This is a genomic window from Dokdonella fugitiva, from assembly GCF_014138265.1.
Classification (GTDB): Bacteria; Pseudomonadota; Gammaproteobacteria; order Xanthomonadales; family Rhodanobacteraceae; genus Dokdonella_A; species Dokdonella_A fugitiva_A.
Genome location: NZ_JACGXL010000001.1, coordinates 787,539 through 808,969, shown reverse-complemented (window position 1 = coordinate 808,969; position 21,431 = coordinate 787,539). Strand labels below are relative to the sequence as shown.

Here is a 21,431-nt window from a genome sequence, read left to right as displayed (position 1 = left end):
CGGTTTCCGCCTCACGGCGCCGCACGCTGGACCGGTGTCGATGTTCGTGACCAAACGATCGGGCGCGAAGGAGCCGGTCGACCTCAACAAGATCGTGCGCGCGGTCACGCGCTGCTGCGACGGCCTTGCGGACGTCGATCCCATGCGCGTCGCGTTGAAGACGATCGCGGGCCTCTATGACGGCGCGTCGACGCGCGAGCTTGACGAACTGTCGATCCGCACCGCCGCGTCGTTCATCGCCGAAGAGCCGGAATACTCGAAGGTCGCCGCGCGCCTGCTCGCCGGCTACGTCGACAAGGAGGTGCACGGCCTCGGCGTGCACTCGTTCTCGCAGTCGATCCGCCTCGGCTACGACGCCGGCCTCATCAACGAGCGCGTGCTCGCGTTCGTCGAGGCGAACGCACGCAAGCTCAACGACGCGATCGATCCGGCGCACACGCGCCGCTTCGAATACTTCGGCCTGCGCACGTTGTACGACCGCTACCTGCTCAAGCACCCGACCCTGCGCCAGGTGATCGAGACACCACAGCAGTTCTGGCTGCGCGTCGCCTGCTCGCTCAGCGAGCAAGCCGCCGACGCGATCGAGCTGTACGGCTTGTTCGCGCGCCTCGACTACGTGCCGAGTTCGCCGACGCTGTTCAATTCGGGCACGCGCCACGAGCAGCTGTCGAGCTGTTTCCTGCTCGATTCGCCCGTGGATTCGCTCGAGGCGATCTACGACAAATACCGCGACGTCGCGCTGCTGTCGAAGTTCTCCGGTGGCATCGGCCTCGCCTGGCATCGCGTGCGCTCGGAGGGCTCGCTGATCCGCTCGACCAACGGCCTCAGCAACGGCATCGTGCCGTGGCTGAAGACGCTCGATTCGTCGGTGGCCGCGGTGAACCAGGGCGGCAAGCGCAAGGGGGCCGCGTGCGTCTACCTGGAGCCGTGGCACGCCGACATCGAGGCGTTCCTCGAACTGCGCGAGAACACCGGCGACGAGGCGCGCCGCACGCATCACCTCAACCTCGCCAACTGGATCCCCGACCTGTTCATGCGTCGCGTCGACGCCGACGGCGCCTGGTCGTTGTTCGACCCGAAGGACGTGCCGGAACTTCCCGACCTCTGGGGCGATGCGTTCGAACAGGCCTACGCGCAGGCGGAGGCGCAAGGCCTGGCGCGCAAGACCGTCAAGGCGCGCGACCTCTACGCGCGCATGATGCGCACGCTCGCGCAGACCGGCAACGGCTGGATGACGTTCAAGGACGCGTGCAATCGCGCCGGCAACCAGACCGCGCGCGCGGGCAACACCGTGCACCTGTCGAATCTGTGCACCGAGATCATCGAGGTCACGAGCGACGGCGAAACCGCGGTCTGCAACCTCGGCTCGATCAACCTCGCGCAACACCACGACGGCGTCGCGTTCGACTTCGACAAGCTCGCGCACACCGTGCAGGTCGCGGTGCGCCAGCTCGATCGCGTGATCGACCTCAACTTCTACCCGATCGACACCGCGCGAGCGTCGAACCTGCGCTGGCGCCCGGTCGGCCTTGGCCTGATGGGCCTGCAGGACGTGTTCTTCGCGCTGCGCCTGCCGTTCGACGGCGCCGCCGCGCGCGAGCTGTCGGCGCGCGTGTCGGAGGAGATCTACTACTGGGCGCTGCGCACCTCGCTCGAACTCGCGCGCGAGAAGGGCGCGCATCCGGCGTTCGCGGAGACGCGCGCCGCTCGCGGTGAACTGCAGTTCGAGGCGTGGAACGTCGCGCCGCGCGACGCGGCGCGCTGGGACGTTCTGCGCGAGGATATCCGCGCGCACGGCCTGCGCAACTCGCTGCTGATCGCGATCGCGCCGACCGCGACGATCGCCTCGATCGCCGGCTGCTACGAATGCATCGAGCCGCAGGTGTCGAACCTGTTCAAGCGCGAGACGCTGTCGGGCGACTTCCTGCAGGTCAACCGCTACCTCGTCGACGAGCTCAAGCGCCTCGGCCTGTGGACCGCGGAGGTCCGCGACGCGATCAAGCTCGCCGAAGGTTCGGTGCAGTCGATCGCGGCGCTGCCGGAGGAACTGCGCACGATCTATCGCACGGTATGGGAGACGCCGATGCGCGCGCTCATCGACATGGCGGCCGACCGCGGCGCGTTCATCGACCAGAGCCAGTCGCTGAACCTGTTCATCGAGAACCCGAACATCGGCCAGCTGTCGAGCATGTACATGTACGCGTGGAAGCGCGGGCTGAAGACGACCTATTACCTGCGTTCGCGCCCGGCGACGCGCATCGCGAAGGCGACCGTCGGCGCGGCGCCGGCGAAGGCCTTCAGCGACAGCGAAGCGGTGGTGTGCTCGCTCGAGAACCCGCAAATGTGCGAGGCCTGCCAATGAACGCCGCCAGCCGCCTGCTCGACCCCGGCTTCGACCTCACCTTGCGGCCGATGCGCTATCCGCAGTTCTACGAGATGTATCGCGCCGCGATCAAGAACACCTGGACGGTCGAGGAGATCGACTTCCAGATTGACCTCGGCCATCTCGCGCAGCGCATGACGCCGGCCGACCGCCACCTGATCGAGCGCCTCGTCGCGTTCTTCGCGACGGGGGACTCGATCGTCGCCAACAACCTCGTGCTCAACCTGTACCGGCACATCAATGCGCCGGAGGCGCGCATGTACCTGTCGCGCCAGTTGTACGAGGAGGCGCTGCACGTGCAGTTCTACCTGACCTTGCTCGACAACTACATCCCGCAGCCGGACCGCCGCGCGCAGGCGTTCGCCGCGGTGGAGAACATCCCGTCGATCCGCCGCAAGGCCGCGTTCTGCCAGCGCTGGATCGATTCGATCCACTCGCTCGACCGCATCGCCACGGACGAAGACCGGCGCCGCTTCCTGCTCAACCTGACCTGCTTCGCGACGTGCATCGAGGGCCTGTTCTTCTTCGGTGCCTTCGCCTACGTCTATTTCCTGCGTTCGCGCGGACTGCTGCCGGGCCTCGCCGCGGGCACCGCCTGGGTGTTCCGCGACGAGTCGGCGCACATGGGCTTCGCGTTCGAGGTGCTGCGCACGGTCGAACGCGAGCAGCCGCAGCTGCTCGACGCGCGGTGGGCCGAGCAGGTGGCGCAGATGATCGGCGAGGCCGTCGACTGCGAGACGCAGTTCGCCGAGGACGTGCTCGGCGGTGGCGTGGTCGGCATGACGCTCAAGGAGATGCGCCAGTACCTCGAGTACGTCGCCGACCAGCGCCTCGCGATGCTGCACCTGCCGCCGCGGTACGGCGCGCGCAATCCGTTCCCGTTCATGGAACTGCAGGACGTGCAGGAGCTCACCAACTTCTTCGAGCGACGCGTGTCGGCGTACCAGGTCGCGGTGCAGGGCGAGGTGGGCTTCGACCATGCCTTCTGACGCTGCGCCGACAGAGGTGCGCCTGGTCGAGATCGTGTTCCCTGACCATTGCAACCACCTCGGTTCGCTGTTCGGCGGTCAGGCGCTCGCGTGGATGGACAAGGCCGCGTTCCTCGCCGCGAGCCGTTTCTGCGGGCGCACGGTCGTCACCGCACGCTCGGACCGCATCGATTTTCGCCGCGCGGTGCGGCTCGGCGAGATCGTCGAACTCGTCGCGACCGTCGTCGGCGTCGGGCGCAGCTCGATGACCGTGCGCGTGAGCCTGTCGAGCGAGGCGACGCCCGGCGCGCAAGCCGAGCTCGCGACCAGCGGCGAGTTCGTCATGGTCGCGGTGGACGCGGCCGGCCGCGCCGTGCCGGTCGGTCGCGCGATCGGCTGAGCGGGCGTCGCGTCCTGCCGCGCGCGTTGACGAAAGACGTCCATCCGTCTAGCCTTCCATGCGTCGATGGTTCCAGCGCGACGCGACGAGCGGCGCGCTGGATTGAAGGGAACCCGGTGCGAATCCGGGGCTGCCCCGCAGCGGTATGTGGAAACGAAGTCCGCCTTCGCACTGGGCCTGGTGCCTGGGAAGCGGCGGACCTAGGAGGGCGCTCCGCGCTCGTGTCCACGAGCCCGAAGACCTGCCTCGACCGGACGGCCACAGGCCGTCCGTCCGACCTGGGATTCCCGCGGGGGAATCATCGGGACGCCTGGACGCGCCCTGCATCGCGGCGCGTGTACGTGCGTCCCTGCCATCCCGCGGGATTTCCGGCTCGCCCGCGGGGGCGGAGGTCGACGCTGGCCGAGCGGCCCGCCGTTGCTTTCGCTCCTCCGTGTATCCACGCACCGAGGAGATCCACATGTCACGAGTCACCCTGCTTGGTTTTCCGCGCATCGGGCGCCGACGCGAGCTGAAGACCGCGCTGGAGTCGCATTGGTCCGGCGACCTGGACGCCGCCGGCCTGCTCGAAGCGGCGCGCGCGCTGCGTCGAAATCATTGGCAACTGCAGCGCGATGCCGGCGCCGACGTCGTCGCGGCCAACGATTTTTCCCTGTACGACCACGTGCTCGACACGGCCTGGCTGTTCGGCGCTCTGCCGCACGTCCATCTCGAGTCGGCTTCCAGCGACCCGCTCGCCGCGTACTTCGCGAGCGCACGCGGCGGGTCCGGCCGGCGCGCGCTCGAGATGACGAAGTGGTTCGACACGAACTACCACTATCTCGTGCCGGAACTGCGGCGCGGGCAGGCGTTCGCCCTGCACGGCGACAAGCCGGTCGCGGAATTCAGGGAGGCGCTCGCCGCGGGCTTCGCCGCCCGGCCGGTGCTGCTCGGCCCGGTGTCGTTCCTGCTGTTGGCCAAGACCGTCGACGGCAGCCCGGCGCTCGATCTCGTCGACGACCTAGTGGCCGCTTACGCGGACCTGCTGGCGCGGCTGCACGAGGCCGGCGCGGAGTGGGTGCAGCTCGACGAGCCGTGCCTCGTGCTCGATCTCGACGATCGCACGCGCGCCGCCTACCGGCGTGCGTACGATGCGCTCGCATCGGCGAAAGGTCCGAAGCGGTTGCTGACCAGCTACTTCGGCGCACTCGGCGATCAGCTGCCGCTCGCGACCACCCTCCCGGTCGACGGGCTGCATGTCGACCTCGTGCGCGCGCCGCAGCAGTTCGACGCCGTGCTGCGCGATCTTCCCGACGACCGCACGCTGTCGCTCGGCCTCGTCGACGGACGCAACGTCTGGCGCGCCGACCTGCGCGAAGCGCTCGCGCTCGCCCGGCGCGCCGTCGAGCAGCGTGGCGAGGATGCCTGCTGGCTGGCGCCGTCGTGCTCGCTGCTGCACGTGCCGATCGACAGTGCAGGGGAGACCACGCTCGAACCGGCGATCCGCGATAGCCTCGCCTTCGCGCGACAGAAGATCGAGGAACTGCGCGTGCTCGCGGACGCACTCGACGGCGACGATGCCGCGCTCGCCGCGGTGGAAGCGCCCCGCATCGCGCGCGCGACGTCGGCTCTGGGGCGCGCCGACGTGCGCGACAGGCTCGCGGCCGTCACGCCGGACATGCTCGATCGCCGCTCTCCGTACGCCCTGCGTCGTGCGCGGCAGCACACCGCGCTCGATCTGCCGTTGTTCCCGACCACGACGATCGGTTCGTTTCCGCAGACCGAGGAGGTGCGCAAGGCGCGCGCCGCGCATCGCGCCGGCAGGCTCACCGCCGCCGACTACCGGCGCTTCCTCGAGGAACAGACGCGCCGCGCCGTGCGCGAGCAGGAGGAACTCGGCATCGACGTTCTCGTGCACGGGGAGTTCGAGCGCAACGACATGGTCGAATACTTCGGCGAACAGCTCGACGGCTTCGCGTTCACGAAGCAGGGCTGGGTGCAGAGCTACGGTTCGCGTTGCGTCAAGCCGCCGATCATCCACGCCGACGTCGCGCGCCGCCGACCGATGACGGTCGAGTGGTCGTGCTACGCACAGGGCCTGACGCCGCGGCCGATGAAGGGCATGCTGACCGGGCCGGTCACCATCCTGCAGTGGTCGTTCGTGCGCGACGACCAGCCGCGCAGCGAGACCTGCCGGCAGATCGCGCTCGCCCTGCGCGACGAGGTGCTCGACCTCGAAGCGTCCGGCATCCGCGTGATCCAGATCGACGAGCCCGCGTTGCGCGAAGGATTGCCGCTGCGCAGCGCCGATCGCGCGACCTACCTCGGATGGGCGGTCGACTGTTTCCGCCTGGCGGCGGCCGGAGTGCGCGACGAGACTCAGGTCCACACGCACATGTGCTACGCGGAGTTCAACGACATCATCGAGGCGGTCGCGGCGATGGATGCCGACGTCGTTTCGATCGAGACGTCGCGCTCGCGCATGGAGCTGCTCGACGCGTTCGTCGGCTATCGCTATCCGAACGCGATAGGCCCCGGCGTCTACGACATCCATTCTCCGCACGTCCCCGCGAGCGCCGACATGCTCGCGTTGCTGCGCAAGGCGCGCGCACACCTCGATCCCGCCCAGCTATGGGTGAACCCGGATTGCGGCTTGAAGACGCGCGGATGGCCGGAGGTGCGTGCGGCACTCGCCGCGATGGTCGTCGCCGCACGGGAGCTGCGCGCGATCGAGCGGGCTGCCTGAGGGTGATCGGCGCGGCGCCCGTGCGGGTGCCGCGCCGACCTGTGGCATCATGGCTCGCTCCGCCACTGGAGCGTCCGATGCCGACCTCGCAGACCGCCAGCGACAGCGAACTCCAGGCGCTCGCGCAATCCGTGGCCGAGTGCCTCATCGCGCGCGGACAGACCGTGGTCGCCGCGGAATCGTGCACCGGCGGCTGGATCGCGAAAGTGCTCACCGACATCCCCGGCAGTTCGAACTGGTTCGAGTGCGGCGTGGTCGCCTACAGCTACGAGGCGAAGGAATCGCTGCTCGGCGTGCAACCGCACACGCTCGAGCGACACGGCGCGGTGAGCCAGGAAACCGCGGTCGAGATGGTGTCCGGGGCGCTCGCGCGCTACGGCGCGAGCGTCGCCGTCGCAGTCACGGGCGTCGCCGGGCCTGGCGGCGGGACGCCGGACAAGCCGGTCGGCACGGTGTGGATCGGCTGGAAGCGCCGCGGCGGCTATGCGCGCGCCGAGCTGTTCCACTTCGACGGTGATCGCGAAGCCGTGCGACGGCAGACCGTGGGCGCCGCGCTCGACGGCGTCCGGCGGATTCTTACGAGCTGAAGCGCGCGTGGTGCGTAGCGGTCGCGCGTCGCTGTGGGATAATCGGATGGCAAGGTGTCTTACACGCTGAGACGCCACGGCGGCACCTTCGCCGCCACCCACACGATATCGAGGATTCCGCGATGGATGACAACAAGCGCAAGGCGCTCGCCTCCGCACTCAGCCAGATCGAGAAGCAGTTCGGCAAGGGCGCCGTGATGCGCATGGGCGACAAGACCGACGAGGCGATCGAGGTCGTCTCGACGGGTTCGCTCGGCCTCGACATCGCGCTCGGCGTCGGCGGCCTGCCGCGCGGCCGCGTGGTCGAGATCTACGGCCCCGAATCCTCCGGCAAGACCACGCTGACCCTGCAGGTCATCGCCAACTGCCAGCGCAACGGCGGCACCGCCGCATTCGTCGATGCCGAGCACGCACTCGACCCGAGCTACGCCGAAAAGCTCGGTGTCAATGTCGACGACCTGCTCGTGTCGCAGCCGGACACGGGTGAGCAGGCGCTCGAGATCGCCGACATGCTGGTCCGCTCCAATGCGGTCGACGTCGTCGTCATCGATTCGGTCGCCGCGCTCACCCCGAAGGCGGAAATCGAAGGCGAGATGGGTGACTCGCACGTCGGCCTGCAGGCGCGCCTGATGAGCCAGGCCCTGCGCAAGCTCACCGCGAATATCAAGAAATCAGGCACTTTGGTCATCTTCATCAACCAGATCCGCATGAAGATCGGTGTGATGTTCGGCAACCCGGAGACGACCACGGGCGGTAATGCGCTCAAGTTCTACGCCTCCGTGCGCCTCGACATCCGCCGCATCGGCAGCGTCAAGCGTGGCGAGGAAGTGATCGGTTCGGAAACACGTGTCAAGGTCGTCAAGAACAAGGTTGCGCCGCCGTTCCGCCAGGCCGAGTTCGAAATCCTCTACGGTGAAGGGTCGTCGCGCGAGGGCGAGCTGATCGAGCTCGGCGTCAACAACAACCTCATCGAGAAGTCCGGCGCCTGGTACAGCTACAACGGCGACCGCATCGGCCAGGGCAAGGACAACACGCGCCTGTACCTCAAGGAACATCCGGAAATGGCCGCGGCGATCGATGCCCAGCTGCGTGCCGCGCTGCTCGCGAAAGGCGCGAAGGCGCCGATGGTCGAGATGGAAGAAGCCTGACCCGGACGGTCAGCGTCGCCGCACGAGCCTGAGCAACGCTGCAGCGAGGTTGCGCAGGCTCTGCCCGACTCCGGGCTCGATGCGCGCGGCGTAGGGCAGCAGGTAGGCCGGATGGTTCGCGAGAAAACGCGCTTCGGCACTGTTCCGCAAGGCGGCGGTCACGTCGTCGCGCGTCATGCGCCGTTGCGCGAGCGCGTCGGCGAAGTTCGCCAGCCCGCCTGCGTCGGCGGGACGCCCGAGTATCGAGAAGTAGGCCGAATGCACGAACTCGCGATCGTCGTCGAGACGATCGGTTTTCCTCGCGCGTACGTCGAACAGCCACCCGTGCAGGATCGAAGCCTCGCACACGAGCAGGCCGGCATCGCGCAAGCGGCCGTCGAGCGTCTGCGCAGTGAAGCCGGCGAGGTGGTAGTCGCCGGTGTACGCCTGCGTTCCGTAGACGAGGTGGATGATCTCCTCCGCGCGGGCCGGATCGCGTCGCTCGGGTTGCGACAGCAGGTCGAACATGCCCGCCAGGGCCGGTACCCGCACATGGAGGACTCCGCCCGGTGCGAGCAGGCGCGACCATTCCTGCAACGCCGGCGCCGTTTTCGCCCGCTCGAAGTGCTCGAGCACGTCCTGTGCAAGGACTTCGTCGAATGCACCGGAGGGCAGCATCGGCAGGGCGACGACATCGCCGACGAGATCGGGGTTGTGCACCGCGTGCAGGTCGACGTTGAGGTAGCCTTCCCGGCGATCGTAGCCGCAACCGACATTGATCTTGCGCGGCAGCGGGTCGGGGAGGTGCTCGGCGGTTCCGTGTTCGGCCATCCGGCTCGATTTCATGCTGGGGCAATCGATCTAGGATACGCGGTCGAACCATCGTTCGACAGCCGAGGCATGCGATGAAGAAGAAGGGAAGGCCAGGCACGGAAGGCGCGCCACGCTCGGGCTACGACCGTGCGCTCGGGCTGCTCGCGCGCCGCGAGCACTCCGCGCGCGAACTCAGGACGAAGCTGGCCGCGCGCGGGCATGCCACGGACGAGGCCGGCGACGCGGTCGATCGGCTGCAGCAGCAGGATTACCAGAACGACGCGCGCTTCGCCGCGAGTATCGCGCGCCAGCGCAGCTCGCAAGGCTACGGTCCGCGGCGGATCCGCGCGGAACTCAAATCGCACGGCCTCGCCGAAGCGGCGATCCGCGAGGCGATCGCAGCGCTGGACGGCGACTGGAGCGCGGCTGCCGCCGCGCAGTTGCGGCGCCGTTACGGCGCGAAAGCGCCCGCGGACCACGGAGAACGCGCCGCCCGCGCCGGGTTTCTCTTGCGCCGCGGCTTCGATCCGGCGACAGTACGCGCCGTCACGCACGCCGAAGTGGACGATCCGGGCGAAGAGTTGGATTGATGGCTCGAATTCCGGACCGCATCTTCCGGCGTGTCCGCCTTTCGCATCCGCCCCGATCCGTCCCGATGAAAACTTCCGAAATCCGCTCCGCGTTCCTGGAGTTCTTCCGCTCCAAGGACCACACGATCGTGCCGTCGAGTTCGCTCGTGCCGTCGAACGATCCGACCCTGCTGTTCACGAACTCCGGCATGGTGCAGTTCAAGAACGTGTTTCTCGGCAGCGAGAAGCTCGGTTACGTGCGCGCGGCCGACGTGCAGCGCTGCCTGCGCGCGGGCGGCAAGCACAACGACCTCGACTCGGTCGGCTATACGGCGCGCCACCACACGTTCTTCGAGATGCTCGGCAACTGGTCGTTCGGCGACTACTTCAAGCGCGAAGCGATCGCGTGGGCGTGGGAGTTCCTCACCGGCGTGCTCGGGCTCGAGAAGGACCGCCTGTGGGTCACGGTCTACCACACCGACGACGAGGCGTATGCGATCTGGAAGGACGAGATCGGGATCGCGCCCGCGCGCATCGTGCGCATCGGCGACAACAAGGGTGCCCCGTACGCGTCGGACAATTTCTGGCAGATGGCCGACACCGGTCCGTGCGGGCCGTGCACCGAGATCTTCTACGACCACGGTGCAGGCATCGCCGGTGGCCCGCCGGGATCGCCCGACGAGGACGGCGACCGCTACATCGAGATCTGGAACCTCGTCTTCATGCAGTTCGACCGTGCCGCCGACGGCACGCTGGCGAAGCTGCCGGCGCCGTGCGTCGACACCGGCATGGGGCTCGAACGCCTCGCTGCCGTGCTTCAGCACGTGCATTCGAACTACGAGATCGACCTGTTCCAGCGCCTGATCGGCGAAGCGGCGCGCCTCACCGGCACGCCCGACCTCGAGAACAAGTCGCTGCGCGTAATCGCCGACCACATCCGCGCGTGCTCGTTCCTCATCGTCGACGGCGTGCTGCCGTCGAACGAGGGGCGCGGCTACGTGCTGCGCCGGATCATCCGGCGCGCGCTGCGGCACGGCTACATGCTCGGCCAGAAGCAGCCGTTCTTCCACGCGATGGTGCCGGCGCTGATCGAGGTCATGGGCGACGCGTATCCGGAGTTGCCGGCGAAGCGCGACCTCGTCGAGCGCGCGCTCAAGGCGGAAGAGGAGCGGTTCGGCGAGACGCTCGAGCAGGGCATGAAGGTGTTCGAGGAGGTCGCGCGCAAGTCCGGCAAGACGATCCCCGGCGTCGACGCCTTCCGTCTCTACGACACCTACGGTTTCCCGGTCGACCTCACGGCCGACATCGCGCGCGAGCGCGGCCTGTCGGTCGACATGGCCGGCTTCGAGGCGGCGATGGAGCAGCAGCGCGAACGCGCGCGCTCGGCGAGCCAGTTCGACAGCAAGGCGACCTTGCCCGCGGACGTCGCGAGCGCGCTCGCGCCGACCATGTTCCTCGGTTATGAAGCGCTCATGGCGACGGCGGCGAAGGTGGTCGCGATCGTGCGCGACGGCCGCGCCGTCGACGCGCTCGGCGACGGCGAGGAGGCGGTCGTGCTGCTCGACCGCACGCCGTTCTATGCCGAGTCGGGCGGCCAGGTCGGCGACACGGGCGTACTGAACGGCAGCGACGGCCGTTTCGACGTCGCCGACACGATCAAGCTCGGCGGCGTGTTCCACGCCCACCTCGGTCGCTGGCACGGCAGGCCGCTGCACAAGGGCGCGGCGCTCGACGCGAACGTCGATGCGACGCGCCGCCAGTCGACCGTGCTCAACCATTCCGCCACGCACCTGCTGCACGCGGCGTTGCGCAGCGAGCTAGGCACGCACGTGCAGCAGAAGGGGTCGCTCGTCGCGCCCGATCGCCTGCGCTTCGACTTCGCCCACTTCCAGCCGATCGCCGCCGAAGAACTGCGCCGGATCGAGGACCTCGTCAATGCGCAGATCCGGCGCAACGCGCCGGCCGAAGTGCACGAGATGGCGTACCAGGACGCGCTCGACTTCGGCGCGATCGCGCTGTTCGGCGAGAAGTACGGTGACGAGGTGCGCGTGCTGAAGATGGGCGAATTCTCGACCGAGCTGTGCGGCGGCACGCACGTCGGTCGCACCGGCGACATCGGCCTGTTCAAGATCGTCAGCGAAGGCGGCGTCGCCGCGGGCGTGCGCCGCATCGAGGCGGTGACCGGCGCCGCGGCAATCGCTTTCGTCGCCGACGAGGAGCACCGTCTCGAGCAGATCGGCGACCTGCTGTCGGCCAACGGCCCCGAGGTCGTCGACAAGCTGCGCCAGCTGTTCGAGCGGCAGAAGAGGCTCGAGCGCGAGCTCGAGTCGTACAAGGCGAAGGCGGCGAGTTCGGCGACGCAGGATCTCGCGGCGTCCGCACGCAAGGTCGGCGGCGCGAGCGTGGTCGCCGCGCGCGTCGACGGACTCGACGCGAAGGCGCTGCGCGACGGCGTCGACACGCTCAAGCAGAAGCTCGTGGACTGCGTCGTGCTGCTTGCCTCGGCATCGGACGGCAAGGTCGCGCTCGTCGGTGGCGTGCACGGTGCCGCTCTCGGCAAGGTCAAGGCCGGCGACGTCGTGGCGCACGTCGCAGCGCAGATCGGCGGCAAGGGCGGCGGCCGACCCGACATGGCGCAGGGCGGCGGCGTCGATTCGCCGGCGCTCGATGCTGCACTCGCAGCGCTTCCCGCATGGCTGGAACAGCAGATGTAAATGTAAAGAAAACGTGTCGGCGCAAGGCCTTTCGTTCATTGCGCGTGCCGGATGCCTTGGTTAGTATCGGGCCGCCTTCGATATCGATGCCGGCGCCGCACGCGTGGCGCAGCGAGAACGTCGAGTCGGGGTACATAAAACAGGGGAAGGGTAGCGAGGGAGGCTGCCACTTGGTCCCCGGGACCGCATGCGCAGGGTGAACGCTGTCGCACATGCGAATCCATCGGACCGACAAAACGTGTTAAGGAGAGCCACATGCTTATTTTGACTCGCCGGGTCGGCGAGACGTTGATGATCGGAGACGAGGTGACCGTCACGGTACTCGGCGTCAAGGGCAACCAGGTCCGCATCGGTATCAATGCACCGAAAGACGTGGCGGTGCATCGCGAAGAGATCTATCAGCGCATCAAGCGCGAACTCACGCCGGGCGAGGAATCCGCCGAAGGTTCCGGCGGTCATCACGCGAACTGAGCTTTACCCGCATCGTCGTAGCCGCTATCCTGCGCGGCCGGACGCGAACCAGCGATACTGTCGCGCCGAACGATCCCGGAGAGATGCCCGAGAGGCCGAAGGGGCTCCCCTGCTAAGGGAGTATAGGGTCAAAAGCTCTATCGAGGGTTCGAATCCCTCTCTCTCCGCCAGTAACGCAAAACGCCCCCTCGCGGGGCGTTTTGCGTTACGGGGGACAGTGCAGGTGGAGAACGGCGCCCTCGCGAAATGCGTCGGGTGCTCGCGCGATGTCCGAGTCCCCGTTGTATGAACCCACCGTGCCTGCGGCCAGCGGCGCGGCGGGATTCGATGCCGCGGTCGCGCGCAGGTGCGCTCCTACGATGCTCGCGCGTCGTTCCAGGTCCGCTATGGGAGTCCGCTGCAGGAGCCCACCCTGCGGGCGACCAACCCGCGGCGCGATTCGACGTCGCGGTCACGCACAGGGCCTGCGCTCTCGTGTGGCGCTCCAGGGTCCGTCATGCGGCGTGGAAACCGAGGACGGCCCCGGCTTGCAGGTCTGTGGAGGCGCCCCGGTGCCGTGGCGATCGAGCGTCGTTGCGCAGAGAATGAACAGCTTCTGCGCAAACTCTCGCCAATCGTGACGAATGTTGCAGAAAAAGGTTGACGCACGGCATCGCGATCAGAATAATCGCGCGCCTTCCGATGCTGTTTCGGACGGGTTCGCCGAGGTGCTATGCTAGGCGACCGTCGTTCGGCGACGGAACACAGGTTGCAATGCGCCCGTAGCTCAGCTGGATAGAGCACCAGGCTACGAACTTGGTGGTCGGGAGTTCGAATCTCTCCGGGCGCGCCACTTGTACTCGAAGGGTGCTTCGGCACCCTTTTTGTTTCTGCAGGAGTCCGGCGGTCGCGGTGCGCGGGAATGGCATCGCAAGGTTTCCGGATTGACGCGAAGGACGCTGCTTCGTACCATCGTCGATCCTTTTTTCGCGGCCGGCGTGGCGCGGAGACGGACTGAACGGGGTATAGCGCAGTCTGGTAGCGCGCCTGCTTTGGGAGCAGGATGTCGGGGGTTCGAATCCCTCTACCCCGACCATCTGCTCGTGCGGCAGGCGGGACCGGTGCGGCGTCGCGGCGCCGGAACCTGTGACAATGCGGCTGTCGATGCGCCCGTAGCTCAACCGGATAGAGCATCGGCCTTCTAAGCCGACGGTTGCAGGTTCGAGTCCTGTCGGGCGTGCCATTCGCCGTGCGGTTGGACGGCGGCATGGAAGCCTGCAACGAGGTGTTGCGCGGCGGTGTCTTGCCGATGTGCACAGCTTCAGTGGTGGGCGTAGCTCAGTTGGTTAGAGTACCGGATTGTGATTCCGGTTGTCGTGGGTTCGAGTCCCATCGTCCACCCCAACTTTCGTTACAATCTAGAAGTTAAGCGGGCCGTTAGCTCAGTTGGTAGAGCAGGAGACTCTTAATCTCTTGGTCCTAGGTTCGAGTCCTAGACGGCCCACCAATTTTTCCCCTGGCGCGAGCGCGCCGGCTCCCGGAAGAGCCTTCGCGCGGGCGGCAGGCCGGTCCGGGCGAAAGTGGCGAAACTGGTAGACGCACCAGATTTAGGTTCTGGCGGGGCAACCCGTGAGAGTTCGAGTCTCTCCTTTCGCACCACTTCCCTCCGCAACGTGCCTGTCGCAGCGACCGCCTGGGGCGACCCAGCCAGCGGCGTTTCGTGACGTCCGCAGCCTGGTCGGGTAACGCACGGCACAGGACGTGCCGCCGCATCGGGCGCTTGGGGCGCGTGATGCGAAAAACGTGGCGCGGTGAGGCCGCGACCGTTTTTCAGCAAGGCGCGACGGGAAGCGTGCCCTTGCCAACTGCACATTGATCCTGAGGAACACCATGCAAGTCTCGATCGAAAACGTCGGTTCGCTCGGCCGCAAGCTCACGGTCCGCCTCCCCGCCCAGCGCCTCGAGGACACCATCCGCTCGCGCATCCAGGAGATGGGCCGCAGCGCGCGCCTGAAGGGCTTCCGCCCGGGCAAGGTGCCGGCCAAGGTGATCGAGCAGCGCTTCGGCAGCCAGATCCGCAACGAGGCGCTGTCGGAAATGATCGGTTCGAGCTTCCAGGAAGCGGTCACGCAGGAGAAGCTGCGCCCGGCGGTGCAGCCGTCGATCGCGACGACGGGGCGTCCGGAGAACGGCGAGATCGAATACACGGCGACCTTCGAAGTGTTGCCGGAGATCGGCAAGCTCGACGTCGCCGGCCTCGAGATCGTCAAGCCGGTCGCGAGCGTGACCGACCCGGACATCGACCAGATGATCGAGACGCTGCGCTTGCAGCGCCGCAGCTGGCACGCGGTCGACCGCGCGGCGAAGGACGGCGACATGGTGCTGTTCGAATTCTCCGCGCAGGCCGAAGGGTTCCGTCATCCGGAAAGCGGCACGGATCGCGTCGGCGCCGTGCTCGGCTCGGGCGCGTATTCGAAGGAACTCGAGGACAAGCTGGCCGGCCACAAGGCCGGTGACGAATTCACGACCCACGTCGATTTCCCGGCGGCGGTGCGCACGCCTGCGCTCGCCGGCAAGTCGGTCGACGTGAGCGTCAAGCTCGTGCGCGTGCAGGAAGCGCAGCTGCCGGCCGTCGACGAGGCGTTCGCGGCGAGCTTCGGCGTCAAGGAAGGCGGCCTCGGCCGCTTCCGCGAGGACGTCCGCGCGAACCTCGAGCGCGAACTCAAGGGCGTGCTGATGGGCCGCCTCAAGGCCGGCGCGCTGGAGAAGCTCGTCGAGGCGCATCCGGAACTCGAGTTGCCGCAGGGCATGGTCGAGAACGAGGCGCGCCAGCTCGCGCGCCAGGCCGGCCTGCAGAGTCCGGACGCGGTCGCGCAGTTCCTGCCGACGGCACGCCGTCGCGTGAGCGCGGGCCTGCTGATCGGCGAACTCGCGCGCCAGAACGACATCCGCCTCGACTCGCGCCGCGTCAGCGAAGCACTCGCGACGATCGCCTCGACCTACGAGGAGCCGGAGCAGGTCGTTGAACTCTATTCGCGCGACCCCCAGTTGATGGGCGCGCTGCAGAATCGCGTGATCGAGGACCAGGTCGTCGAATGGCTGGCCGACCACGCCAAGTGCAGCGAACAGCAGCTCAGTTTCAACGACGTCATGCGGCCGGGCGCCTGAGCGCGAACGGCGCCCAGGAGAATGCCATGTCCAGCCTGATCACACCTGCCACCGGTCTCAACCTCGTCCCGATGGTGGTCGAGCAGACCTCGCGTGGCGAGCGCGCCTACGACATCTACTCGCGCCTGCTGAAGGAGCGCGTCGTGTTCGTGGTCGGGCCGATCGACGACTACATGGCGAACGTGGTCGTCGCGCAGTTGCTGTTCCTCGAGTCGGAGAATCCCGACAAGGACATCAACCTGTACATCAACAGCCCCGGTGGCGTGGTCACCGCGGGCCTGGCGATCTACGACACGATGCAGTACATCCGCTGCGACGTGAGCACGATGTGCATCGGCCAGGCGTGCAGCGCGGCGTCGCTACTGCTGACCGCAGGCACCAAGGGCAAGCGTTACGCGTTGCCGAACTCGCGCGTGATGATCCACCAGCCGTCCGGTGGCGCGCAGGGCCAGGCGACCGACATCGAGATCCAGGCGCGTGAGATCCTGTATCTGCGTGGCCGCCTGAACCAGATCTACGTCAAGCACACCGGCCAGGCGCTCGACCAGATCGAGCGCGACATGGAGCGCGACCGCTTCATGAGCGGCGAGGACGCGAAGACGTACGGCCTGATCGACGCGGTGCTCGACCGCCGCCCGGGCGAAACCGCGGTGACGCCGGCCTGATCGCGCAAGATCGGCGCCATTTCACGGTTTTTTACATCGATCGTGGCCGGACCGAGGGTCCGGTCGCGCTGTGCTATCCTGCGCCGGCAATTGCGGCGACACTCCGAGGCGGAGCATGACTGACGACCGGCAAAGCCGATCGGGCGACAACGGCAAGATCCTGTACTGCTCGTTCTGCGGCAAGAGCCAGCACGAGGTACGCAAGCTCATCGCGGGCCCATCGGTGTTCATCTGCGATGAGTGCGTCGAGCTGTGCAACGACATCATCCGCGAGGAACTCGAGGAGAAGGCGGCCAGCGCGCGCAGCGACCTGCCCAAGCCGGCCGAGATCCTCGACGTGCTCGACCAGTACGTCATCGGCCAGTCGCGCGCGAAGAAGGTGCTCGCGGTCGCCGTGTACAACCACTACAAGCGACTCGAGACGCGCAGCCGCAACGACGACGTCGAGCTCGCCAAGTCCAACATCCTGCTCGTCGGCCCGACCGGATCGGGCAAGACGCTACTCGCCGACACGCTCGCGCGCCTGCTCAACGTGCCGTTCACGATCGCCGACGCGACGACGTTGACCGAGGCCGGTTACGTCGGCGAGGACGTCGAGAACATCATCCAGAAGCTGCTGCAGAAGTGCGACTACGACGTCGAGAAGGCGCAGAGCGGCATCGTCTATATCGACGAGATCGACAAGATCTCGCGCAAGAGCGAGAACCCGTCGATCACGCGCGACGTGTCGGGTGAGGGCGTGCAGCAGGCGCTCCTCAAGCTCATCGAAGGCACGGTCGCCTCGGTGCCGCCGCAGGGCGGGCGCAAGCATCCGCAGCAGGAGTTCCTGCAGGTCGACACGAAGAACATCCTGTTCATCGTCGGCGGTGCGTTCGCCGGGCTCGAGAAGATCATCCTGCAGCGCTCCGAAGCGACCGGCATCGGCTTCAATGCCGAAGTGCGCAGCAAGGACCGCCAGGCGGACGCGAGCAAGCTGCTCGCCGACGTGCAGCCGGAAGACCTCATCAAGTTCGGCCTCATCCCCGAGTTCGTCGGCCGCCTGCCGGTGGTCGCGACGCTCGAGGAGCTCGACGAGACCGCGCTGGTCAAGATCCTGACCGAACCGAAGAACGCGATCACCAAGCAGTTCAAGAAGCTGTTCGAGATGGAGGGCGTCGAACTCGAGTTCCGGCCCGACGCGCTCACGGCGATCGCGCGCAAGGCGATCAAGCGCAAGACCGGTGCGCGCGGCCTGCGCACGATCCTCGAGCAGGTGCTGCTCGACACGATGTTCAACCTGCCGTCGCTCGAGCACGTGAGCAAGGTCGTCGTCGACGAGGCCGTCATCAACGGCCAGGCCGAGCCGTACCTGATCTACCGCGGCAACATGCAGAACCGCGCCGCCTCCGAATGAGGCCGGCGCGGCGCCGATGCGCCGCGCGGCCGCTTGGTCCCCACCGGATGGAATGCCGATGAACTTGCGATTCGTTGCAGGTCTGCTGTCGTCGATCGTGCTCGCGTGCGTGATCGCGCCCGCGCAGGCGAAGCATCCGCCTGCGCCCACCGCGCCCGGAAGCTACGAGGACTGGGGACCGGACATCGATGCGGTCGAGATCAGCCGCACGTTCCGCCTCGCCGACTACGAGCGCGTCGTGTTGGAGCCGCTCGCCACCGGAGCTGTCGCGCTGCCACCGGCCGACGAGAACACGTACGAGCCGGTCAAGGCCGTGCTCGGGCGGTTCAGCGCGGTGTTCGCGGACGGCCTGCGCACGGCGCTGGCGAAACCGGTCGACGTGGCCGAAGCCGCGCCGGCCGACGCGCACGTGCTGCGCCTGCGCGGCGAGGTGCTGCTGCTCGATCCGGGTTCGCGCGCGAAGCGCTACTGGGGCGGCTTCGGTGCCGGCGCGGTTCGCGTCGAAGTCCGCTGCGAGCTCGTCGATGCCGCGTCGGGCGAGGTACTGCTCGCGTTCACGCAGCAGCGCCGCTCCGGCTTCGGCGGTTTCGGCGGCGACTACGAAGAGCTCATGACGCGTACGATCCGCCAGATCGGCGGCGATGCGACGAACCTGCTGAAGCAGTTCTGAGCGGCCCGGCGGCCGGCGGCCGCGCTTGCAAACGCCGTCGCGAACCCTCACTTGACGATACGGCAGCGTGGGTCCACGCTGCCGTTCGTGTTTCCGCGGAACCCCGTTTCGCCACCGTTTATTTCCGAGTCCGATGACCGACAAGCCGAGCAAACTCCCGAAGACCCCGCACGACCCGATCGAACTGCCGGTACTGCCGCTGCGCGACGTGGTCGTGTTTCCGCACATGGTCATCCCGCTGTTCGTCGGGCGCGAGAAATCGGTCCGCGCGCTCGAGAGCGCGATGGCGGACGACAAGAAGATCCTGCTCGTAGCGCAGCGCAGCCCCGACGTCGACGAGCCCGCGGTCGGCGACCTCTACACGATCGGCACGATCGCGACGGTGCTGCAGCTGCTCAAGCTGCCCGACGGCACGATCAAGGTGCTCGTGGAAGGCGCCGATCGTGCCGAGATCGCCGCGTTCGGCGAGCGTGACGGCCTCATGGTCGCCCACGCGCGCGTGCTCGAGGCGAGCTACACGCGCGGCGAGCGCGAGATCGAGGTGATCGGCCGCCAGTTGACCAGCCTGTTCGAACAGCTCGTGAAGCTGTCGCGCAAGATCCCGCCCGAGCTCATGGCCACGCTCGCCGGCATCGAGGATCCGTCGCGACTCGCCGACACGATCGCCGCGCACATCGCGGTGCGCGTCGCCGAGAAACAGCGCGTGCTCGAGACGGTCGACGTCGCCGACCGGCAGGAACTGCTCGTCGGCCTCGTCGACGGAGAGATCGACGTGCAGCAGATCGAGAAGCGCATCCGCGGCCGCGTCAAGTCGCAGATGGAGAAGAGCCAGCGCGAGTATTACCTCAACGAACAGATGAAGGCGATCCAGAAGGAGCTCGGCGACATCGAGGATGCGCCGAACGAGCTGGAGGAACTCGCGCGCAAGATCGGCGCCGCCGGCATGCCCAAGCCGATCGAGACGAAGGCGCGCGCAGAGCTGAACAAGCTCAAGCAGATGTCGCCGATGTCGGCCGAGGCGACCGTCGTGCGCAACTACATCGACTGCCTGCTCGGCGTGCCGTGGAAGAAGAAGACCAAGGTGCGCCGCGATCTCAAGCGCGCCGAGGACGTGCTCGACGCCGACCATTTCGGGCTCGAGAAGGTCAAGGAACGCATCCTCGAATACCTCGCCGTGCAGCAGCGCGTGCACAAGATGAAGGGGCCGATCCTCTGCCTCGTCGGTCCGCCCGGCGTCGGCAAGACCTCGCTCGGCCAGTCGATCGCGAAGGCGACCAACCGCAAGTTCATCCGCATGTCGCTCGGCGGCGTGCGCGACGAGGCGGAGATCCGCGGCCATCGCCGCACGTACATCGGTTCGATGCCCGGACGGATCATCCAGAACCTGACCAAGGCGGGCACCAGGAACCCGCTGTTCGTGCTCGACGAGATCGACAAGATGTCGATGGATTTCCGCGGCGACCCATCGGCGGCGCTGCTCGAAGTGCTCGATCCGGAGCAGAACCACACCTTCAACGACCACTACCTCGAGGTCGACGTCGACCTGTCCGAGGTGATGTGGATCGCCACCGCGAACTCGCTCAACATCCCGCCCGCGCTCGCGGACCGCATGGAGATCATCCGCATCCCGGGTTACACCGAGGAGGAGAAGCTCAACATCGCGCAGCGCTACCTCGTGCCGAAGCAGCTGAAGGCGAACGGCCTCAAGGCCGCCGAGCTGTCGGTGTCCGAGGACGCGCTGCGCGACGTCGTGCGCTACTACACGCGTGAATCGGGCGTGCGCAGCCTCGACCGCGAGATATCCAAGATCTGCCGCAAGGTGGTCAAGGAACTCAGCCTCGCCGCAGCGAAGGCGGCGAAGAAGGGCGGCGAGCGCAAGCGCGGCAAGGTCAGCGTGAGCGCGAAGAACCTCGACGACTACCTCGGCGTACGCAAGTTCACCTACGGCCGCGCCGAGCAGCAGAATGAAGTCGGCCTCGTGACCGGGCTCGCCTGGACCGAGGTCGGTGGCGACCTGCTCAGCATCGAGGCGACGATCGTGCCGGGCAAGGGCAAGCTCATCCACACCGGCCAGCTCGGCGACGTGATGCAGGAGTCGATCCAGGCCGCGCTCAGCGTCGTGCGCGCGCGCGTCGATCGCCTCGGCGTCGATCCGGAGTTCCACCAGAAACTCGACATCCACGTGCACGTGCCCGAGGGTGCGACGCCGAAGGACGGGCCGAGCGCGGGCATCGCGATGTGCACCGCGCTGGTGTCGGCGCTGACCAAGGTGCCGGTGCGCTCGGAGGTCGCGATGACGGGCGAGATCACGCTGCGCGGCCGCGTGCTGCCGATCGGCGGGCTCAAGGAGAAGCTGCTCGCCGCGCATCGCGGCGGCATCACGACCGTGATCATCCCCGAGGAGAACCGCAAGGATCTCGTCGACATCCCGAAGAACGTGACGCAGTCGCTGGAGATCCATCCGGTGCGCTGGATCGACGAAGTGCTCGACATCGCGCTCGAGCGTCCGCTCGCGCCGGCGTCGAAGGCCGAAAGCGACGCACCTCACGCGCGCGACGAACATCCGGCCGAGGCCGGGGTGCGACCGCATTGAGGCTTGCGGCGAAGGCGGCGTGATCGAGCGCCGCCTTCGCCGGCCCGTGCCGCGTCGAGTTTGGCGCAAATGCGCGAAATTCCTGCAAATCCACGCTGCACCTCGTGTTGCGTGGCCTTGGGGCCGCTGGTATAAAGAGCGCGCCGCGATCCAGGTGACGCAGCCGTCCGGGCGATTGCGGGGTACCGAGACGCGCTGACCCGAGG

Annotated in this window: 15 protein-coding genes, 7 tRNA genes and 1 riboswitch; of the genes, 21 read left to right on the top strand and 1 reads right to left on the bottom strand. The window is 67.5% G+C overall.

The annotated features are described in order from the left end of the window. Nucleotides 1–40 precede the first annotated feature (40 nt). The 6 genes from FHW12_RS03710 (at nucleotide 41) to recA (ending at nucleotide 8,211) form a co-directional block, all read left to right on the top strand. Complete coding sequence (locus FHW12_RS03710; RefSeq protein ID WP_428993613.1) at nucleotides 41–2,362, top strand: ribonucleoside-diphosphate reductase subunit alpha; 2,322 nt, start codon at nucleotides 41–43, stop codon at nucleotides 2,360–2,362. Further along, nucleotides 2,359–3,372: a ribonucleotide-diphosphate reductase subunit beta gene (locus FHW12_RS03705; protein WP_182529620.1), complete on the top strand. Its 1,014-nt coding sequence runs from the start codon at nucleotides 2,359–2,361 to the stop codon at nucleotides 3,370–3,372. Before FHW12_RS03710 ends, FHW12_RS03705 begins: the two co-directional genes overlap by 4 nt. Beyond that, nucleotides 3,362–3,751, top strand: coding sequence for an acyl-CoA thioesterase (locus FHW12_RS03700; RefSeq protein ID WP_182529619.1), 390 nt, complete (start codon nucleotides 3,362–3,364; stop codon nucleotides 3,749–3,751). Before FHW12_RS03705 ends, FHW12_RS03700 begins: the two co-directional genes overlap by 11 nt. 49 nt (nucleotides 3,752–3,800) lie before the next feature. Continuing rightward, nucleotides 3,801–4,014: riboswitch (cobalamin riboswitch) on the top strand. A 197-nt stretch (nucleotides 4,015–4,211) separates the two neighbouring features. Further along, nucleotides 4,212–6,476: a 5-methyltetrahydropteroyltriglutamate--homocysteine S-methyltransferase gene (metE, locus tag FHW12_RS03695; RefSeq protein WP_182529618.1), complete on the top strand. Its 2,265-nt coding sequence runs from the start codon at nucleotides 4,212–4,214 to the stop codon at nucleotides 6,474–6,476. A 77-nt stretch (nucleotides 6,477–6,553) separates the two neighbouring features. After that, entirely contained in the window at nucleotides 6,554–7,063 is a 510-nt protein-coding gene (locus FHW12_RS03690; protein WP_182529617.1) for a CinA family protein, read from the top strand. Nucleotides 7,064–7,185: 122 nt separating this feature from the next. Next, nucleotides 7,186–8,211, top strand: coding sequence for a recombinase RecA (gene recA / locus FHW12_RS03685; RefSeq protein WP_182529616.1), 1,026 nt, complete (start codon nucleotides 7,186–7,188; stop codon nucleotides 8,209–8,211). Between the two features lie 9 nt (nucleotides 8,212–8,220). Here the strand turns inward: recA and FHW12_RS03680 are convergent, their stop codons facing one another. Continuing rightward, complete coding sequence (locus tag FHW12_RS03680) at nucleotides 8,221–9,036, bottom strand: methyltransferase domain-containing protein (protein ID WP_182529615.1); 816 nt, start codon at nucleotides 9,034–9,036, stop codon at nucleotides 8,221–8,223. Nucleotides 9,037–9,095: 59 nt separating this feature from the next. On the opposite strand from FHW12_RS03680, the gene FHW12_RS03675 reads away from it, so the two are divergent. The 15 genes from FHW12_RS03675 to lon all read left to right on the top strand — a co-directional run bounded on the left by FHW12_RS03675 (nucleotide 9,096) and on the right by lon (nucleotide 21,225). After that, nucleotides 9,096–9,593: a regulatory protein RecX gene (locus FHW12_RS03675; protein ID WP_182529614.1), complete on the top strand. Its 498-nt coding sequence runs from the start codon at nucleotides 9,096–9,098 to the stop codon at nucleotides 9,591–9,593. 65 nt (nucleotides 9,594–9,658) lie between these two features. After that, complete coding sequence (gene alaS / locus FHW12_RS03670; protein WP_182529613.1) at nucleotides 9,659–12,286, top strand: alanine--tRNA ligase; 2,628 nt, start codon at nucleotides 9,659–9,661, stop codon at nucleotides 12,284–12,286. A gap of 255 nt (nucleotides 12,287–12,541) precedes the next feature. After that, complete coding sequence (csrA, locus tag FHW12_RS03665) at nucleotides 12,542–12,757, top strand: carbon storage regulator CsrA (protein WP_131998373.1); 216 nt, start codon at nucleotides 12,542–12,544, stop codon at nucleotides 12,755–12,757. A 77-nt stretch (nucleotides 12,758–12,834) separates the two neighbouring features. Continuing rightward, nucleotides 12,835–12,927 (top strand) — tRNA-Ser (locus FHW12_RS03660). 585 nt (nucleotides 12,928–13,512) lie between these two features. Continuing rightward, a tRNA-Arg gene (locus tag FHW12_RS03655) sits at nucleotides 13,513–13,589 on the top strand. A gap of 166 nt (nucleotides 13,590–13,755) precedes the next feature. Next, nucleotides 13,756–13,832, top strand: a tRNA-Pro gene (locus FHW12_RS03650). Between the two features lie 70 nt (nucleotides 13,833–13,902). Then, nucleotides 13,903–13,979: transfer RNA gene (locus tag FHW12_RS03645), tRNA-Arg, on the top strand. An 84-nt stretch (nucleotides 13,980–14,063) separates the two neighbouring features. Further along, nucleotides 14,064–14,140: transfer RNA gene (locus FHW12_RS03640), tRNA-His, on the top strand. A 27-nt stretch (nucleotides 14,141–14,167) separates the two neighbouring features. Beyond that, nucleotides 14,168–14,243: transfer RNA gene (locus FHW12_RS03635), tRNA-Lys, on the top strand. 67 nt (nucleotides 14,244–14,310) lie between these two features. Then, nucleotides 14,311–14,395, top strand: a tRNA-Leu gene (locus FHW12_RS03630). A 231-nt stretch (nucleotides 14,396–14,626) separates the two neighbouring features. Continuing rightward, nucleotides 14,627–15,904 carry a trigger factor gene (tig, locus tag FHW12_RS03625; protein ID WP_182529612.1) on the top strand — a complete coding sequence of 426 codons (1,278 nt, stop codon included), beginning with the start codon at nucleotides 14,627–14,629 and terminating at the stop codon, nucleotides 15,902–15,904. A gap of 26 nt (nucleotides 15,905–15,930) precedes the next feature. Beyond that, nucleotides 15,931–16,569 carry an ATP-dependent Clp endopeptidase proteolytic subunit ClpP gene (gene clpP, locus FHW12_RS03620; protein ID WP_182529611.1) on the top strand — a complete coding sequence of 213 codons (639 nt, stop codon included), beginning with the start codon at nucleotides 15,931–15,933 and terminating at the stop codon, nucleotides 16,567–16,569. 115 nt (nucleotides 16,570–16,684) lie between these two features. After that, the gene (gene clpX / locus FHW12_RS03615) at nucleotides 16,685–17,962 is read left to right on the top strand and encodes an ATP-dependent Clp protease ATP-binding subunit ClpX (RefSeq protein WP_182529610.1); all 1,278 of its coding nucleotides are present in this window, start codon (nucleotides 16,685–16,687) and stop codon (nucleotides 17,960–17,962) included. A gap of 58 nt (nucleotides 17,963–18,020) precedes the next feature. Then, nucleotides 18,021–18,632 carry a DUF4410 domain-containing protein gene (locus FHW12_RS03610; protein WP_182529609.1) on the top strand — a complete coding sequence of 204 codons (612 nt, stop codon included), beginning with the start codon at nucleotides 18,021–18,023 and terminating at the stop codon, nucleotides 18,630–18,632. A gap of 133 nt (nucleotides 18,633–18,765) precedes the next feature. Then, nucleotides 18,766–21,225 carry an endopeptidase La gene (lon, locus tag FHW12_RS03605; RefSeq protein ID WP_182529608.1) on the top strand — a complete coding sequence of 820 codons (2,460 nt, stop codon included), beginning with the start codon at nucleotides 18,766–18,768 and terminating at the stop codon, nucleotides 21,223–21,225. Nucleotides 21,226–21,431: the final 206 nt, after the last annotated feature.